The following is a 16,347-nucleotide window of genomic DNA, read 5'->3' as shown; positions in this document are numbered from 1 at the left end:
CGGACAGGGGCATGGGCGGAGCCGCGGGCGGCCGCGCGCTGTCCACTCTGCGGCCCTACCCGTCCGTATGCCGGGACGCCCCTGCCCCTGACCGGGGCCCGTCCCCACACTGGTGACGCACGTCACAGCGCGAACGCCATCGTCGTCGTCCGCGGTCCGTCCCGACCGTCGACCGCCAGGAGACCCATGGCCGCCGTCCACCCCGTCGTCGCCGACGTCACCGCCCGGGTGACCGAACGCAGCCGCGCCAGCCGCACGGCATACCTGCAGCGCATCTCCCGCGCCGCCTCCGAGCTGAGCCTGCGCCCCGCACGCACCGACCTGGGCTGCTCCAACCTCGCCCACGCCGTCGCGGCCTGCGGAGGGGCAGACCGCGCCGTCCTGTCGGCCGAGACCGGGGTCGGCGTCGGGATCGTGACGTCCTACAACGACATGCTGTCGGCGCACGCGCCGTTCGAGCACTACCCGCAGGAGATCAAGGCGACCGCGCGCGAGCTCGGGGCCGTGGCGCGGGTCGCCGGAGGGGTGCCGGCGATGTGCGACGGCATCACGCAGGGACGGGCGGGCATGGAGCTCAGCCTGTTCAGCCGCGACGTCATCGCGATGTCGACGGCCGTGTCCCTGTCGCACGACGTGTTCGACGCGGCGCTGCTGCTCGGCGTCTGCGACAAGATCGTCCCCGGGCTCGTCATGGGCGCGCTGTCGTTCGGGCACCTGCCGACGGCACTCGTCCCGGCCGGCCCGATGGCCAGCGGCCGCTCGAACGCGGAGAAGGCCGAGACGCGCAAGGCGTACGCCGCCGGAGAGGCCGGCCGCGACGAGCTGCTCGCCAGCGAGGTCGCGTCCTACCACTCGCCGGGCACCTGCACGTTCTACGGCACCGCCAACTCCAACCAGATGCTCATGGACGTCATGGGCCTGCACCTTCCCGGCGCGGCCTTCGTCCACCCGGACGACCCGGTGCGCGCGGCCCTCACGGCCGCGACCACCCGCCGCGTCGTGCAGATCGCGGCGGGTGCGGACCGGTACGGCATCGGCCAGGTCGTCGACGAGAAGTCGGTCGTCAACGGCGTCGTCGCCCTGCTCGCGACCGGCGGCTCGACCAACCACACGATGCACCTCGTCGCCATGGCGGCCGCGGCCGGCATCGACCTGCGCTGGGAGGACTTCGACGACCTGTCGACGGCCGTCCCGCTGGTCGCCCGGATCTACCCGAACGGCACCGCCGACGTGAACCACTTCCACGCCGCGGGTGGCACGCCCTTCCTGGTGCGCACGCTGCTCGACGCCGGGCTGCTCCACGAGGACGTCCTCACCCTCGACGGCCCGGGCCTGCGCCGGTACACCCGTCGACCCGTCATCGGCGACGACGGGTCGCTGGAGTTCGTCGAGTCGGCCGAGGAGTCGCTCGACCGCGACGTCCTGCGCCCGGCGCACGACCCGTTCGAGCCGGACGGCGGCCTGCGCCTGCTGCGCGGCACCCTCGGGCAGGCGGTCATCAAGACGTCCGCACTCGCCGAGGAGCACCGGGTCGTCGAGGCGCCGGCCCGCGTCTTCACCGACCAGGTCGGGTTCCTCCAGGCGTTCTCGCGGCGCGAGCTCGACCGCGACGTCGTCGTCGTCCTGCGCGAGCAGGGCCCGTCGGCCAACGGGATGCCCGAGCTGCACGCCCTCACCCCCTCGCTCGGGGTGCTCCAGAAGCGCGGGTATGCCGTGGCGCTGGTCACCGACGGGCGGATGAGCGGGGCGTCGGGCTCGATCCCGGCCGCCATCCACGTCACCCCCGAGTCGGTGCACGCCGGCCCCATCGCCAAGCTGCGCGACGGCGACGTCGTGCGTGTCGACGCCGTGACCGGGCGCCTCGACGTCCTCGTCGACGAGGCCGAGTTCGCAGACCGGCTGCCCGCGCCGCGCGTCACGGAGGAGGGCGTCGGCACGGGGCGTGAGCTGTTCGGCGCGATGCGCTCGGCCGTCGGTCGCGCCGACGAGGGCGCCCACGTCTTCGGCGCCATGACCAGCGTCCCCGAACCCGTCGTCCCGCACCTGCCGCAGGAGGAGTCCCGATGACCGCCGTCACGACCAAGCCCGTCATCTCGGGGGAGGCCGACATCCTCGGCCTCGCACCCGTCATCCCGGTGGTCGTCGTCGACGAGGTCGCCCAGGCCGTGCCGCTCGCCCGGGCCCTGCTCCGCGGCGGCATCCCCGTCATCGAGCTGACGCTGCGCAGCGAGGCCGGGCTCGGCGCGATCGAGGCCGTGGCGTCCGAGGTCGAGGGCATCGTGGTCGGGGCGGGCACGGTCGTCACGCCCGCCCAGGTGCAGCAGGTCGTCGACGCCGGGGCGCAGTTCCTCGTGACCCCCGGCTCGCCGCCGCGGCTGGTCGAGGCGGCGCTCGGGTCCGGGCTGCCGCTGCTGGCCGGTGCCGGCACGCTCACCGAGATGCTGACCCTGGCCGAGGCCGGGCTCGAGGTGCAGAAGTTCTTCCCCGCGGAGGCGAGCGGCGGCCGGCCCTACCTGTCCGCCGTGGCCGGTCCCTGCCCGCAGCTGCGGTTCTGCCCGACCGGCGGGATCACGCCGCAGACGGCGGCCGACTGGCTGGCCCTGCCCAACGTCGGCTGCGTCGGCGGGTCCTGGCTGACCCCCAAGGACGCCGTGGCGCAGGGCGACTGGGCGCGCATCGAGCAGCTCGCCCGGGAGGCCGCCGCCCTGCCCCGCTGAGGCTGTCGAGGGCGTCCGGGGCGCAGGCCCCGGTCAGGTGTGGAACGGGCGCACCCTCAGGAGGTGCAGGTCCTTGTTGCTGCACGCCTCCGCCGCGTACGGCGCGTACTGGGCGGCGGTGTCGCCGGGCAGGTAGACGCGGAAGCCTGCGGCCTTGCCCAGCTGGCAGCGCGGGCCGTAGTTGCCGGCCTGGGTGACCCGGACCAGCGCGGTGGCCGAGGCGCCGGGCGCCAGGCGCACGAGCGGGGCGGTCTGCCCCGCCTCACGGTCCGCGGCCGCGCCGAGCTGGGCGCCCGAGCCCGGTGCGGTGAAGGAGACGCCCGGGAATCCCTCGAGCGTGCAGGCCGTGCGGCCGGTGTTCGTCGTGACGAGCTCGACTCCGTAGCTGCCCGCTGCGCCGCCCCCCGGTTCGGTGACCGCCCGGGTGCGGGTGGTCGCGGCCGTGCACCGGACGGTGGCCGCTGGGGTCGTGCCGCTGCTGGAGCTGGCCGACCCGGTCGAGGCGGTGCTCGAGGAGCTGGCCGGGCTGCTCGAGCTCGACGAGGTGCTCGTCGCGGTCGGGGGCGTCGCGCCGCTCGAGGTGCCCGATCCGCCCGAGGTGCCCCCACCCCCGCCGCACGCGGCCAGGGCGAGCCCTGTGGTCACGACGAGGGCGAGCCCCGCCACCTGGTGTCGAGCTGTCTTCCCCGTGGTGCGCATGACCCGCCTCCTGTCGGTCCCCTTGCTCTTGTGACGTCGGAGGCGACCTCGGGGTTGGTTCGGGCGGGAGTCCGAGGCAGCCCGGGCAGGAAACAGCCCGTGGGCCCTGCCTGCCGAGACGAGCGGCGAGGCGTGCACAGGGGACGACCTGCGCGGCCCACGGGCTGCGGTGGTACTGCTGGGATTGCGCTCTCGCGCCCTCGAAGCAGCCGAGGGTGCGCTAGCGCGCAGCCACCTCACGCGTCCTATGGGAAATCACTTCCTGGACCACCTCCTTTCCGTGTGCTCAGAACGCTATGCCGGGTGGTCGCGTCCTGCAACGGTTTTCCCGCTGGGCGAACACGGGAACAAACCCGTGATCGGGAGCGGGGCCCGGCGGCCGGCGCCGGTGCCGTCGGCCATCCGGCTGGCACGGCCGGAGCGCGGACGCTCAGGACTCCCGGTGGACCTTGTACGAGGCTGCCTGGCGGCGGGGCTTGATGACGAGCAGGTCGATGTTCACGTGCGCCGGCCGGTCGACCATCCACACGATCGCCTCCGCGACGTCCGCGGCCACGAGCGGGTCGGGCACCCCGGCATACACGGCGTCGGCACGCTCCTGGTCGCCCCCGAAGCGGGTGAGCGAGAACTCCTCGGTGCGCACCATGCCCGGGGCGATCTCGGTGACCCTGACCGGCTGGTCGACGAGCTCGAGCCGCAGCGTCTCGGTGAGGGCGGCGACCGCGTGCTTCGCGGCGGTGTAGCCGGAGCCACCCTCGTAGACCGTGCGGCCGGCGATGGACCCCACGTTGACGATCGTGCCGGCGCCCGAGGCGACCAGGGCGGGCAGCAGGGCCTGGGTGACCTGGAGGGTGCCGATGACGTTGGACTCGTACATGCCGCGCCAGTCCGAGACGTCGGTCTGGGCAGCGGGCGCCAGGCCGAGCGCCCCGCCGGCGTTGTTGACGAGGACGTCCAGCCGCGGGCCGACGGCCTCGGCAAGCCGGGCCACGTCGTCGGCGGACGACACGTCACAGGCCACGGCGCGGCCGCCGATCTTCTGCGCCAGCGCCTCGATCCGGTCGGTGCGGCGGGCGGCCACCACGACCTCGAAGCCGGCCGCGGCGAGCTGCCGCGCGGTCTCGGCGCCGATGCCGCTCGAGGCGCCGGTGACGACCGCCAGGCGCCGGCCGGTCGCCCCTCCGCCCGTCGCCGAGCCCTCGGTCGCCGCGTCCCTGCTTGCGTCCGTCATGACGCTCCTCTCCTCGTTGCCCGTGTCAGTGCTCACGTCAGCGCCCCGGCCGGCCGGACGGCCGTCGGGTCGACCGAGATCCACGTCGCCTCGGCCCGGCCCAGGACGCGCCCGTCCGGGGCGTGCAGGGACGTGCCGCTGAACGTCTTGCGGCCCTCGGCGCCACGCTGCCAGGCCATGACGACGTGCGGGACGCCGGGCTCGGGCAGCTCGTCGACGACCGCGGTCACCGTGCCCAGCACCATGGGGCGCCCGGCGAACCCGGACGACCAGCCGCCGGGGCAGTCCAGCGCCGCCCACACCGTCTCCACGTCCACGTCGTCACCGGGCGTCCACGCGGCGGCATACGCGCCGTCTCCGCCCTCGACGCGGCCAGGCCGCAGCCGCAGGCCGTCCTCGGGCTCGCGGCCGGTGCCGCACGCGAAGCAGGTGGGGAACGGGTGGTCGACGTCGCCCTCGTACCGGTCGCCGGCGGCAACCGCGACGTCGAAAGCGACCGGTGCGGGTGCGCCCTCGGCGCTCGGCCGCTCGGCGGCGAAGGCCTCGAGGACCAGGTGGTCGCCGTCGCTGACGCGGACGACGCCCCCCTCGTGGGTCACGCCCAGGGGCCGGTCCAGCGGGGGAGGCGTGCGCAGTCGGACCGTCACGGCAGGATGGTCGCTGGTCGTCGCGACGAGGCGCGCGGCGTGACCGCTCGTCCAGCCGCCGTTGCCCGACTCGGGTGGCCCGCAGAACCGGGCGGGGATGACGAAGTCCATGTGCCGAACGTACCCGCCGGCGAGCGGGCCGGAATGAGGGGTGGAATGGGGACGCCGCCGACGGGCACCGAGGCCGGCTTCCGGCTGCGCAGCATCGCCGTGCCGGCCTACGGGCCGACCGTTGTCGCCGCGGTCGGGGCGGGTGCCACGCTGCCCGTCGTGGCGCTCACCGCCCTGGAGCTGGGAGCCAGCCCGTCGGTGGCCGCGCTGACGGCCGGGGCGGCGCTGGTGGCGGAGCTGTTCTTCGCTGTGCCGGCCGGGGCGATGGTGCACCGGATCGGGGAGCGGCGGGCGCTGCTGTCTGCGGGGGCCGTCGACGCCGTCGCGTCGCTGGTCGCCCTGCTCGCCCCGAACGTCGTCGTCCTCTTCGCCGCGGTCTTCGCGATGGGCTTCACCTCCTCGATGTTCCTCGTGGCGCGGCAGGCGTACCTCATCGACGCCGTGCCGTACTCCATGCGCGCCAGGGCCATGTCGACCCTGGGCGGCGTCAACCGGATCGGCCTGTTCGTCGGGCCGTTCGTCGGGGCGCCGGTCATCGCCGCCTGGGGTGCGCAGGCGGCGTTCGGCGTGGCCGTCGTGTCCGGCCTCGCGGCCAGCCTGCTCGTCTGGCGGGCACCCGACATCACGGCCCACCACGAGGAGGCGCAGCGCGCGCAGGCGCAGACGAGCACCCGCCGGTTGCTGTGGGCCCACCGGAGCACGTATGCCACGCTCGGGCTCGGCATCCTCGTGATCGGCGCCGCGCGGTCCGCCCGGGTCGTGCTCGTGCCCCTGTGGGCCGCCCACGTGGGGCTGTCGGCGTCGGCGACGGCCGTGATCTTCGGCGTCACCGGCGGCATCGAGATGCTGCTGTTCTACCCGGCGGGATCGGTGATGGACCGGTTCGGCCGGTTCTGGGTGGCGGTGCCGTGCGCGGTGCTGCTCGGGGCGGGGGCCCTGCTGCTGCCCCTGACCCACACGGCATACACGGTCCTGGGCGCCTCCCTGCTCGCCGCGGTCGGCAACGGGATGGGCTCGGGCATCGTCATGACGCTCGGCGCCGACAACGCGCCCAGCGTGGGGCGCTCGCAGTTCCTCGGCGGCTGGCGGTTCATGTCGGTCATCGGCGGCAGCGGCGCCCCCCTGCTCATCAGCGCCGTCACCGCGCGGGTCGGGCTCGCCGCCGCATGCGTCGGGATCGGCGGGCTGACCCTGCTCGGCACGGGGTGGCTGGGGTACTGGGTGGCCCGGTTCGAGCCGGGCCGGGGCGAGGCCGGGGCACGCTGACGCCCGCAGGTGGCAGGCTTGGGCCCGTGACGGACCTGATCGACACCACCGAGATGTACCTCAAGACGATCTTCGAGCTCGAGGAAGAGGGCATCCCCCCGCTGCGCGCCCGCATCGCCGAGCGGCTCGCGCACTCGGGTCCGACCGTGTCGCAGACCGTCGCCCGCATGCAGCGCGACGGGCTCCTGACCCTCGCGGGCGACCGCCACCTCCAGCTCACCGAGGAGGGCCGTCGCCTCGCCACGCGCGTCATGCGCAAGCACCGGCTGGCCGAGCGCCTGCTCATCGACGTCATCGGCCTGGAGTGGGAGTACGTCCACGACGAGGCCTGCCGGTGGGAGCACGTCATGTCCGAGCGGGTCGAGCGCAAGATCCTGGCCCTGCTCAAGGACCACCACGACTCGCCGTACGGCAATCCGATCCCCGGGCTGGACGAGCTGGGGGAGGGCGAGCCGACGGAGGACTTCCGCTCGGGGCTGCACACCCTGACCGAGCTGGCCGGCGCCGAGCCCGAGACGGTGCTCGTGCGCCGGATCGGCGAGCCGGTGCAGGTCGACCACGAGGCCCTGAGCCTGCTGACCGTGGCCCGGCTGCTCCCCGGGGAGCGGGTGCGCGTGCACCGGGCCGACGGCCGGGTCGTGGCGGTGCGCGAGGGCGCGCCGGAGTCGACGGGCGTGTCCCTGCCCGACGACGTCGCGCAGCACGTCTTCGGCGCGCTCATCTGAGCACTGGCTGGAGGTCCGCCGGAGGGCATCTGGGGGTCTCCTGAGCACGGGTCGGGACCTGCTCTTGGCGTCGTGTGGCACTTTCTTGGACCGACCGTGACCGCAGCGTGACTTTCGCAAGAGGGTTGTGTACGGTTTCCCGAGGTTCCTCAGCCCCCCGAGGATCCGGCCCGATGTGGACACGCCTAGTCCTGCCGCCACGCACGGGTCAGCAACGAACACCGCTTGGCAGGAGCGGGGGACCCACTTGTGGGCCGTCTCCGGACGGTCCTTGGGGTGAAGCCCTCGGGAGCGCGGCCGTGAGGTCGGGCGAACGAGGGCCGGGTGATCTACCTCCACCCGAACCCGACAGCTCACCTCGTAGGCGCCGGAGGTTATTCATCGTGGCTTCTCCCACTGCTGGCCGCCATCGCGCGCCTGGTCGTTTCAACCCCGTCTCCGAGCTGTCCGGCATCGTGGCCACCGCCGCCCAGCCGGCCGTCAAGACCTCTGCCGTGATCGCGGCCTCCGGTGGTCTCGTCGCCTCGTTCGCCCTTCCCGCGTCGGCCGCCCCGGCCGCTGCGACCAAGGCTGCCGGCCAGGCCACCTCCGTGGCCCCGGTCGCCGTCAAGGCCCCTGAGGTGGCCGCCCCCGAGGCCACCGACGCGTTCGGCGTCATCGGCTTCCAGGCCACGGCCAAGCCGAAGCCCAAGCCCGCGCCGAAGCCGGTCGTCCGCGTGACGGACACCCAGACCGCGAGCCGCTCGACCACCCGCGCGCCGCTGGCGACGAAGGACTACACCAACCTCAAGCCGGCTGCCGGCGGCGTCCTCGCCATCGCCGCGCAGTACCAGGGCCTGCCGTACAAGTACGGCGGCACCAGCCCGTCGACCGGGTTCGACTGCTCCGGCTTCACCCAGTGGGTCTTCCGCCAGGTCGGCATCTCCCTGCCGCGGACCGCGGAGGAGCAGCGTCAGGCCGCGACCCCGGTGTCGTCCCCGCAGCCCGGCGACCTCGTGTTCTTCGGCTCGCCCGCCTACCACGTCGGCATCTACGCCGGGAACGGCATGATGTGGGACAGCCCGCGCACCGGCGAGACCGTGCAGAAGCGCTCCATCTGGTCCGGCAACGTGTCCTACGGCCGCCCGTGACCTGAGGCTCTCCAAGCCCCCCGACGAAGGCCCCGACCGCTCCTGCGGCCGGGGCCTTCGTCGTCGGTATGCCGGGTCCGGGCCGGTGTGCCGCTCCGGACGCCGTGTTCCAATGGGGGCATGACTGCTGTGGAGATCGACGTCTGGGCCGATGTGGTGTGCCCCTGGTGCTACATCGGCAAGCGGCGACTGGAGCAGGCGATCGCCGAGAGCACCCATCCCGCGGACGTGACGGTGACCTACCACGCGTACGAGCTCGACCCCGGCGCACCGGTCGGTGACGGGAGCCTCGTGCTGCCGTGGCTGGCCGAGCGCTACGGCACCGACCTCGAGGGGGCCCGCGAGATGGCCGAGCGCCCCGCGGTGCTCGGGCGCCCCGACGGGCTGGAGATCAACGTCGACGAACAGCGCCGGGCCAACTCCTTCGACGCCCACCGGATCGTCGCCCTCGGCCTGGCCCAAGGTGGTCACGCCCTCCAGGCGGCAGTGCTCGAGCGGCTCTACAGCGCCCACTTCGCCGAGGGCAGGCAGATCGACGACATCGAGACGCTCCAGCGGCTGGGTGCCGAAGCGGGGCTCGACGGGCGTCGCCTCTCGGCGGTGCTGGCGAGCCGTGAGTATGCCGACCAGGTGCGCCAGGACGAGCGCGCGGCCACCGAGATCGGGATCACCGGCGTCCCGTTCTTCATGGCGAACCGGAAGGTGGCGCTCTCGGGTGCGCACTCGGCCGAGGTGATCGGCCAGCTGATCGAGGCGGCGACCGACGGCTCGGCCGAGGTCATGACCCAAGGCGCCTGAGCACCGCGGACGCCGGCGCCGGCCTCAGGGGTTGACGGCGAGGAACACGAACGCGGCCAGCAGCACGAGGTGCACGCCGCCCTGCAACCGCGTCGCCCGGCCCGGGACAACGGTCAGCACGCTCACCACGACGGTCAGCGCGAGCAGGACCATCTGGGTCGCGCCCAGGCCGAGCACCAGTGGGCCCTCGAGCCAGATCGAGGCGACTGCGATCGCCGGGATGGTGAGGCCGATGCTGGCCATGGCCGACCCGAGCGCGAGGTTGAGGCTGATCTGGATCCGGTTGCGGCGGGCGGCACGCACCGCGGCCAGGGTCTCGGGCAGCAGCACGAGCAGCGCGATGACGACGCCGACGAACGACTGCGGGAAGCCGGCCGCCGCGACGCCCGACTCGATCGCGGGCGACTCGACCTTGGCCAGGCCGACGACGGCGACGAGGGAGACGAGCAGCAGCCCGAGTGAGGCGTAGGTCGCGCGGTTGGTCGGCGGGTCGGCGTGCTCGTCGTCGAGCGGCTCGCCGTCCTTGCCCACCGGCAGGAAGAAGTCGCGGTGCCGACGGGTCTGGGTCGACACGAACATCCCGTAGAGCGCCAGCGAGACGACGGCGGCGAACGCGAGCTGGCTGCTGGTGAACTCGGGCCCCGGCTGGCTGGTCGTGAACGTCGGGACGACCATCGTCATCACCGCCAGGGTCGTGACCGTGGCAAGGGCAGCGCCCGCGCCCTCGGCGTTGAACGCGATGAGCCGGTACCTCAGCGCGCCCATGAAGAGCGCGAGGCCGACGATCCCGTTGCAGGTGATCATCACGGCGGCGAAGACGGTGTCGCGGGCCAGGGTGTCGGTGTCCTTGCCCCCGCTGATCATGAGCGTGACGATGAGCGCGACCTCGATGATGGTCACGGCGACGGCCAGCACGAGCGAGCCGAACGGTTCTCCGACGCGGTGCGCCACGACCTCGGCGTGGTGCACGGCAGCGAGCACCGCGAGGCCGAGGACGACCGCGACGAGGACGACGGGGACCGCGCCGAGGTGGCGTCCCCAGGTCAGGACCAGCGCCACGAGCGCCAGGGGCGGCGCCAGACTGGTCCAGGTGAGCAGGGGACTGGTCGTTCGCGCGGCCATGGGGCATTCTCGCAGGTTTCGGACATGCGCCCGACCAGGCGACGGTCACCGGACGGCCTGCCAGATCGGCGCGCCCCGGCTAGCGTCCGGGAGGTGACCTTCTCGATCGTGGCCCAGGACGGCGACTCCTTCGGGGTGGCCGTCGCCAGCAAGTTCCCCTTCGTCGGCGCGGTCGTGCCGGACGCTCGGCTCGGCCTCGGCGCCGTCGCGACCCAGGCGATGGCTCGGGTGTCCTACCGCGACACCGCGCTCGAGGCGCTGTCCGCCGGCGCGGACGCAGCAACCGCCATCGAGGCGTGCACGGGCCCGGACGACGAGCGCGACCACCGCCAGCTCGGCGTGGTCGGGCGCGACTCGCAGGCGACCTGGACGGGACCGTCGTGCCTGCCGTGGGCCGGTGGCGTGAGCGGGCGGGACGAGTCCGGCGCCTACGCGATCCAGGGCAACATCCTCGTCGGTCCCGAGGTCGTCGAGGCGATGGAGCGGGCGTGGCTGGCGTCGGCCGGGCGGCCGTTCACCGACCGCCTCGTCGCCGCGCTGCTCGCCGGTGACGACGCCGGCGGCGACAGCCGTGGACGCCAGGGCGCGGCGCTGTATGCCGTGCGGCCGGGAGCCGGGTACGACCAGTACGGGCTGCTCGCCGACGTGCGCGTCGACGACCACCCCGATGCTCCGCGCGAGCTGGCCCGCCTCGTGGGGCTCAACGACCTGCTGTTCGGGTCACCGGAGGACGTGCAGCCGCTGGAGGGTGCGCTCGCCGACGAGGTGCTCGCCCGGCTGGAGTCGATCGGGTTCAGCGGCGGCTCGGCGGCCGAGGCGCTGGCGGCGTGGGCCTCGGAGGAGAACTACGAGACCCGGCTCAGCCCCGACGGCATCGACGCCAAGGTGCTCGGTGCCCTGCGGGCGGAGACGGACGAGGACCGGCTCGAGGGGTTCGGCGACGACGAGCACGCCGAGGACGAGGCCGAGGACCACCTCGACGAGGAGGAGTAGCCCGGACGGGGCGGTCAGGCCTCGGGGAGCGGTGCGTCGGGCTCGGACGTCGGGTCCGTGCGGGCGGCCTCGTCGCGCTTGCGCTGCAGCTCCTCCTCGCGGGCCCGGCGCGCGGCCCGCTCGCGCTCGACCGCCTCACGCTCCGCGCGCTCCCGCTCGGCGCGCTGTCGCTTGGCCTCGGCCATCTGTGCCTCGGCCCGCTCGCGGACCTTGCGCAGGAACTCGGCGTCGTCGTCCGGGTTCGTCGCCACCGCGCGTCCCGGCCGGTCGTACTCCGGGTATGCCGTGCCGCGGTTCCCCTTGTACGGCAGGCCGCCGCGCGGCGACGCCTCGGGCCGACCGGCCACCAGCCAGGCGACGGCCCCGACGACCGAGGTGATGAGCACGACGAGGATCCAGGTCCCCTTGTTCAGGTTCCTGATGCGGCTCTCGTCGGTCATGATCACGTCCAGCAGGCAGTACACCCACAGTGCCGTGCCCAGGATCCCCAACCCCAGTTCAGCGCGAATCACGCCGCGATGGTGGCACAACGGCATACGTCCGCGAGGCGAAACCGGACATCTCGCTCACACCCCCACCCGAACGACGGAGGGACGCGCGGACTCAGGCCGCAGGGAAGGCTTGGGCCAGAGTCCTGGTGACCTGGTCGATGCGGTCCTCGTCGAGCGGACCGGGTTTCTGCAGCTCGGCGGCGGCTCGTTTGGGCCACAGCACGCGCACCGCGCGGGTGGTGAAGGCGCCGCCGATGAGAGGCCAGTCCGCGTCGACGAAGCACAGCATCGCCGAGACCGGGACATCGGGATGGGGCTCGGCCAGGGAGCTGTGCACGAGCCCGACCTGCTTGAGCACGGCGTCCACGAGCTTGGTGCAGTCCCGGCGGCCGACGACGAGTCGCTCCACCCGGGGCCGCAGGATGCCGCCCTCGACCCGCAGCTCCGGGCGCCCCTGGTAGCGCTTGGCGTCGATGACGTGCACCCCAGTCGGAGTCACGACCATGTGGTCGATGTTGGCCTGGGTCCCCCGGATCCGACGGTCGTGGAGCAGTCGCAGTGTCGGGGACGCCAACGGGTCCAGGCGCCTAGCGAGCAGCTCCTCCCCGACGGCGCCCCGTGACCACGCCCTCGTCGACTGCGGGTCGTCGGTCAGGGCCAGCAGGAGGCCACCGATCCGTGGGTGGTCTTGGCGGATGCGCGTCTCACGGCGCGTGTGTCGCGCTTCATGTTCTCGCCGCGCCGAGGCGCCGGCGGTCCCGTGGACGAAGGAGGGCTCATCTAGCTGTGTGGTGTCTGCAGGCGCCGCGGACTGGACCGTCTGTTCGTCGGCAGCCCGCGCCTCCAGCATCGGCGTCGACGAGAGCCCCAGGGTCCCCGTCTGCGATGCACGGTCGGGCGGCGGACACTCGACGCAGGTGACGCTGCGGGTCGAGGGGTCATAGACAACGGTGACTCCCCGGTCGAGGCGGGTTCGACACTCCCGGCACACACCGGCATAAGGTAGTCGCAGCGTCCTGGTGCCCGGCACTGTCGCGTCGTCCCCCACCCGCAGAAGTCTGGCCACATCTTCGTCTCCGTGGTGGAGGTTCACCAGATTCCTGAAGAAGTGCCCAGACTCCGCGGACGGCGGTGGGCCAGCAGTGGTCAGGTGGTGCGGCGCAGGATGCGGGCCTCCCAGGGGCGCAGCGGCTCCACCACGGACGACGGGTCGTCGGCGAGGTTGCCCAGCAGCAGGTCGGCGCCGGACCAGCGGTCGAGCCGCGGCACGTCGTCACCGGTCACCGCGAGCTCGTCGGCCGAGAAGTTGGCCAGCACCAGCAGCTCGGTGCCCTCGAAGGTGCGCATGAACGCGTACAGCGTCCGGTGCTCGGGCGCCAGCATCGTGAAGTGGCCGTGCGCGACCGCGGGCTCGGAACGGCGCAGCTCGATGAGGCGGCGGTAGTGGTGGAACACCGACGCGTCGTCGGCGACGGCGGCCTCGGCGTTGATCTCGGGGTAGTTCGGGTTCACGCGGGCCCACGGCGTGCCGGTCGTGAAGCCGGCGTTCGCCGAGGCGTCCCACTGCATCGGTGACCGGGCGTTGTCGCGGCTGCCGAGGCGCAGGTTGTGCAGCACCCACTCGGGGTCGGCGCCGGCCTCGATCGCGGTGCGGTAGTAGTTGACCGACTCGATGTCCTGGAAGTCCTGCGGCCCGGCGAACGGCACGTTCGTCATGCCGAGCTCCTCGCCCTGGTAGACGTACGGCGTCCCGCGGTGCAGGTGCAGCACGCTGCCGAGCAGCTTCGCCGAGGCGACCCGGTGCTCGGGCGCGTCCGACCCGAACCGGGAGACTGCCCGGGGCTGGTCGTGGTTGTTCCAGTACAGCGAGTTCCAGCCGATGTCGGCGAGGTCCTCCTGCCAGCGGCCGAACGACGCCTTGAGGTCGCGCAGGTCGAGCGGCTTGCGGTCCCACTTGTGCTCACCGTGGTCGAGGTCCACGTGCTCGAACTGGAACACCATGTCCACCTCGTGCCGTGCCGGGTCGGTGAACAGCAGCGCCTCCTCGACGGTGACCATCGGCATCTCGCCGACCGTGAGGTACTTCTGCGAACGGCCGTCGAACACCTCGCGGTGCATCTCCTGCAGGAACTCGTGGATCCGCGGTCCGCAGATGTAGAACGGCGTCCCGTCGCCGAGGACGGTGCCCGCGATCGGCCGGCCGTCCTGCAGCGAGCCGTCCGGTCCGACGTGCTTGGAGATCATGTTGATGACGTCCATGCGGAAGCCGTCGACGCCCCGGTCGAGCCACCACCGCATCATCGCGTAGACGGCCTCGCGGACCTGCGGGTTCTCCCAGTTCAGGTCGGGCTGCTTGCGGCTGAACAGGTGCAGGTAGTACTCGCCCGTCGTCTCGTCGAGCTCCCAGGCGGGACCGCTGAACGACGCCTGCCAGTTCGTCGGCTCGGCCCCCGGCGTGCCCGCCTCGTGGCCGTGGCGCGCCGGCCGCCACCAGTACCAGTCGCGCTTCGGGTTGTCCCTGGAGGACCGCGACTCGACGAACCACGGGTGCTCGTCGGAGGTGTGGTTGACCACGAGGTCCATGACGATGCGTATGCCGGGGGCGTGCGCCTGCTCGATCAGCCGGTCCACGTCGGCGAGGCTGCCGAAGGTGGGGTCGACGTCCTCGTAGTCGCTGATGTCGTAGCCGTTGTCGTCCTGCGGGCTGCGGTAGATCGGTGAGAGCCAGAGCACGTCGATGCCGAGCGTGTGCAGGTAGTCGAGCCGGTCGATGATGCCGGGGACGTCGCCGATGCCGTCGCCGTCGGTGTCCTGGAAGCTGCGCGGGTAGATCTGGTAGACGACTGCCTCGCGGAACCACTGGTCATCGGTCATGGGTCGCAAGTCTCGGGCCCACCGCGGGGTCGCGGCAACATCGGGTCACCCGGTGGGCAGCACGGTGCGGCCGGCTGCCGGGCGGCCGGGGGACGGGCCGGACCGGGCGGCGGTCAGTAGCAGCCGGCCACCGTCGCGGCGAGCATGTCGATGTCCTGCTTGAGCGTCGTCGTGACCTTGAGCCCGTTGACGACGAACGCGAACGTCTTGACCCGCCCGTCGGTCCCGACGACCCACCCGGCGAGGGTCGCCGCGTCGGTGAGCGTGCCGGTCTTGGCGTGCACGAGCCCCGCCGCGCAGCTCGACGTCGGCGCGGTGAAGCGCCCGTATGCCGCTTGCAGCGTCCCGGTGCGGCCGGCGATGGGCAGTCCGGCGTCGGACCGCAGCAGCCCGAGCCGGGTGGCGTTCGCCGGCTCGAAGACGTTGCTCACGATGCGCGCGAGCTGCAGGCTCGTGAGCCGGTCGCTGCGGGACAGGCCGGAGCCGTCGTAGAGCGCCGAGATGCTCAGCCCCTCCTGCGCCATCCGGTAGGACTGGGCACTCCGGGCCGCGGACCAGGTGTTGCCGTAGCCGAGCTGGATGCCGACGAGCCGGTGCAGCGACTCGGCGTGCTCGTTGTCGGAGTTCAGCATCATCGTCGAGATGATCTGGCCGACGGTCTGGCCGGCCGAGGAGGCGAGGACCGGTGCGTTCGACGCGACCTTCCCCCGGGCGACCGAGCTGACCGTCAGCCCGTAGGTCTTGAGCTTGCCGGCGAAGAGCTTCGCGGCGTCGATGCTCGTGTCCGCGTTCTGCCGGCCGTCGACGTCGAGGGCCCGCAGCCACGTGGTGTCGGCGGGGATGTAGGTCGACCGCCACCCCGTCGCGAGGGTGGGTGCGGGGAAGAGGGAGTCGTCGGCATACACGCGCACCGTCGTGCGCCCGGCGGCCTTCATGGCGGCCGCGGTGGTCTTCGCCAGCGCGGTGAGCTGGCTGGAGGAGAACGCCGGGTCGCCGGAGCCCACGAGGTAGACCTGGTCGGCCGCGGTGCCGCGCTTGACCCGGGTGGTGAAGCGGTGGCCCGAGCCGAAGACGGCGAGCGCGTCGGTCGCCGTCACGAGCTTGGTGGTCGAGGCCGGCATGAGGCCGGTGTTGCCGTTGCGGGTCCAGACCACCTTGCCGCTCGCGGCGTCGACGACCGCGCCGCTGAAGGCGCTGCCGAACCGGCTGGTGGTGGCGCGGGCGGTGAGCAGCTGGGAGATCCGCGGGTCGGCGTTGGGCGCCTTGGTGAAGGTGCGCGCGGGCGTCGTGCCGTGCGTGGTGTCGATGGGAGCCGCGCCCGCCGCGGCCGGGACGGCTGCACCGACCGCCACGGCGACGACCCCTGCGGTGACGAGACGCAGGGCCCTGCGGCGGCTGCGGGCGGTGGCGCGGACCTGGGCGTGGCGGTCGGTCATGGCGCGGTCCTCGGAGGGGAGACTGACGTGGGTGACGCACGGAAGGTAACCCCGGAAGCGACCGGTTGTCGTCGTTTGGGTGGTATTCACAGGATTCTCGGTCCGAT

15 protein-coding genes and 1 riboswitch are annotated in these 16,347 nt (G+C 73.0%); of the genes, 7 read left to right on the top strand and 8 right to left on the bottom strand.

Annotated features, from left to right (window positions below):
• Positions 1 to 186 precede the first annotated feature (186 nt).
• Positions 187 to 2,067 carry a phosphogluconate dehydratase gene (edd, locus tag J2X64_RS05660; RefSeq protein ID WP_310150820.1) on the top strand — a complete coding sequence of 627 codons (1,881 nt, stop codon included), beginning with the start codon at positions 187 to 189 and terminating at the stop codon, positions 2,065 to 2,067.
• Positions 2,064 to 2,717, top strand: a complete 654-nt coding sequence (gene eda / locus J2X64_RS05655) for a bifunctional 4-hydroxy-2-oxoglutarate aldolase/2-dehydro-3-deoxy-phosphogluconate aldolase (RefSeq protein ID WP_310150818.1) — start codon at positions 2,064 to 2,066, stop codon at positions 2,715 to 2,717. Before edd ends, eda begins: the two co-directional genes overlap by 4 nt.
• Positions 2,718 to 2,750: 33 nt before the next feature.
• Here the strand turns inward: eda and J2X64_RS05650 are convergent, their stop codons facing one another.
• From J2X64_RS05650 to J2X64_RS05640, 3 genes are all read right to left on the bottom strand, one after another.
• Positions 2,751 to 3,416 carry a DUF4232 domain-containing protein gene (locus J2X64_RS05650; protein ID WP_310150816.1) on the bottom strand — a complete coding sequence of 222 codons (666 nt, stop codon included), beginning with the start codon at positions 3,414 to 3,416 and terminating at the stop codon, positions 2,751 to 2,753.
• A 430-nt stretch (positions 3,417 to 3,846) separates the two neighbouring features.
• Complete coding sequence (locus J2X64_RS05645; protein WP_310150814.1) at positions 3,847 to 4,683, bottom strand: SDR family NAD(P)-dependent oxidoreductase; 837 nt, start codon at positions 4,681 to 4,683, stop codon at positions 3,847 to 3,849.
• Positions 4,680 to 5,405, bottom strand: coding sequence for a hypothetical protein (locus J2X64_RS05640; RefSeq protein ID WP_310150812.1), 726 nt, complete (start codon positions 5,403 to 5,405; stop codon positions 4,680 to 4,682). Before J2X64_RS05640 ends, J2X64_RS05645 begins: the two co-directional genes overlap by 4 nt.
• A gap of 45 nt (positions 5,406 to 5,450) precedes the next feature.
• On the opposite strand from J2X64_RS05640, the gene J2X64_RS05635 reads away from it, so the two are divergent.
• The 4 genes from J2X64_RS05635 to J2X64_RS05620 all read left to right on the top strand — a co-directional run bounded on the left by J2X64_RS05635 (position 5,451) and on the right by J2X64_RS05620 (position 9,324).
• Positions 5,451 to 6,671 carry an MFS transporter gene (locus tag J2X64_RS05635; protein ID WP_310150810.1) on the top strand — a complete coding sequence of 407 codons (1,221 nt, stop codon included), beginning with the start codon at positions 5,451 to 5,453 and terminating at the stop codon, positions 6,669 to 6,671.
• Positions 6,672 to 6,697: 26 nt separating this feature from the next.
• Positions 6,698 to 7,396 carry an iron dependent repressor, metal binding and dimerization domain protein gene (locus J2X64_RS05630; RefSeq protein WP_310150808.1) on the top strand — a complete coding sequence of 233 codons (699 nt, stop codon included), beginning with the start codon at positions 6,698 to 6,700 and terminating at the stop codon, positions 7,394 to 7,396.
• A gap of 172 nt (positions 7,397 to 7,568) precedes the next feature.
• Positions 7,569 to 7,778: riboswitch (cyclic di-AMP (ydaO/yuaA leader) on the top strand.
• Position 7,779: 1 nt separating this feature from the next.
• On the top strand, positions 7,780 to 8,526 hold the full coding sequence (locus J2X64_RS05625) for an NlpC/P60 family protein (protein ID WP_310150805.1): 747 nt from the start codon (positions 7,780 to 7,782) through the stop codon (positions 8,524 to 8,526).
• Positions 8,527 to 8,646: 120 nt separating this feature from the next.
• The gene (locus J2X64_RS05620) at positions 8,647 to 9,324 is read left to right on the top strand and encodes a DsbA family oxidoreductase (protein ID WP_310150802.1); all 678 of its coding nucleotides are present in this window, start codon (positions 8,647 to 8,649) and stop codon (positions 9,322 to 9,324) included.
• A gap of 24 nt (positions 9,325 to 9,348) precedes the next feature.
• On the opposite strand, the gene J2X64_RS05615 is transcribed toward J2X64_RS05620, so the two are convergent.
• Complete coding sequence (locus tag J2X64_RS05615; protein WP_310150800.1) at positions 9,349 to 10,446, bottom strand: ionic transporter y4hA; 1,098 nt, start codon at positions 10,444 to 10,446, stop codon at positions 9,349 to 9,351.
• 93 nt (positions 10,447 to 10,539) lie between these two features.
• Between J2X64_RS05615 and J2X64_RS05610 the strand changes: the two genes are divergently transcribed.
• Positions 10,540 to 11,439 (top strand): DUF1028 domain-containing protein, encoded by a 900-nt coding sequence (locus tag J2X64_RS05610; protein WP_310150798.1) that lies wholly within the window; start codon positions 10,540 to 10,542, stop codon positions 11,437 to 11,439.
• A 14-nt stretch (positions 11,440 to 11,453) separates the two neighbouring features.
• Here J2X64_RS05610 and J2X64_RS05605 read toward each other — a convergent pair whose 3' ends face one another.
• The 4 genes from J2X64_RS05605 to J2X64_RS05590 form a co-directional block, all read right to left on the bottom strand.
• Entirely contained in the window at positions 11,454 to 11,951 is a 498-nt protein-coding gene (locus J2X64_RS05605) for a PLD nuclease N-terminal domain-containing protein (protein WP_310150795.1), read from the bottom strand.
• A gap of 91 nt (positions 11,952 to 12,042) precedes the next feature.
• Positions 12,043 to 12,780: a nuclease-related domain-containing protein gene (locus J2X64_RS05600; protein WP_310153134.1), complete on the bottom strand. Its 738-nt coding sequence runs from the start codon at positions 12,778 to 12,780 to the stop codon at positions 12,043 to 12,045.
• A gap of 296 nt (positions 12,781 to 13,076) precedes the next feature.
• Complete coding sequence (locus J2X64_RS05595) at positions 13,077 to 14,804, bottom strand: alpha-glucosidase (RefSeq protein WP_310150793.1); 1,728 nt, start codon at positions 14,802 to 14,804, stop codon at positions 13,077 to 13,079.
• Between the two features lie 113 nt (positions 14,805 to 14,917).
• A complete protein-coding gene (locus J2X64_RS05590; RefSeq protein ID WP_310150792.1) occupies positions 14,918 to 16,240 on the bottom strand; it encodes a D-alanyl-D-alanine carboxypeptidase in 1,323 nt (440 codons plus the stop codon).
• Between the last annotated feature and the right edge of the window lie 107 nt (positions 16,241 to 16,347).

It is taken from the genome of Phycicoccus sp. 3266 (assembly GCF_031456495.1).
Classification (GTDB): domain Bacteria; phylum Actinomycetota; class Actinomycetes; order Actinomycetales; family Dermatophilaceae; genus Pedococcus.
The sequence above is the reverse complement of the archived record's forward strand: the minus strand, read 5'-3'. Positions and strand labels throughout refer to the sequence as shown.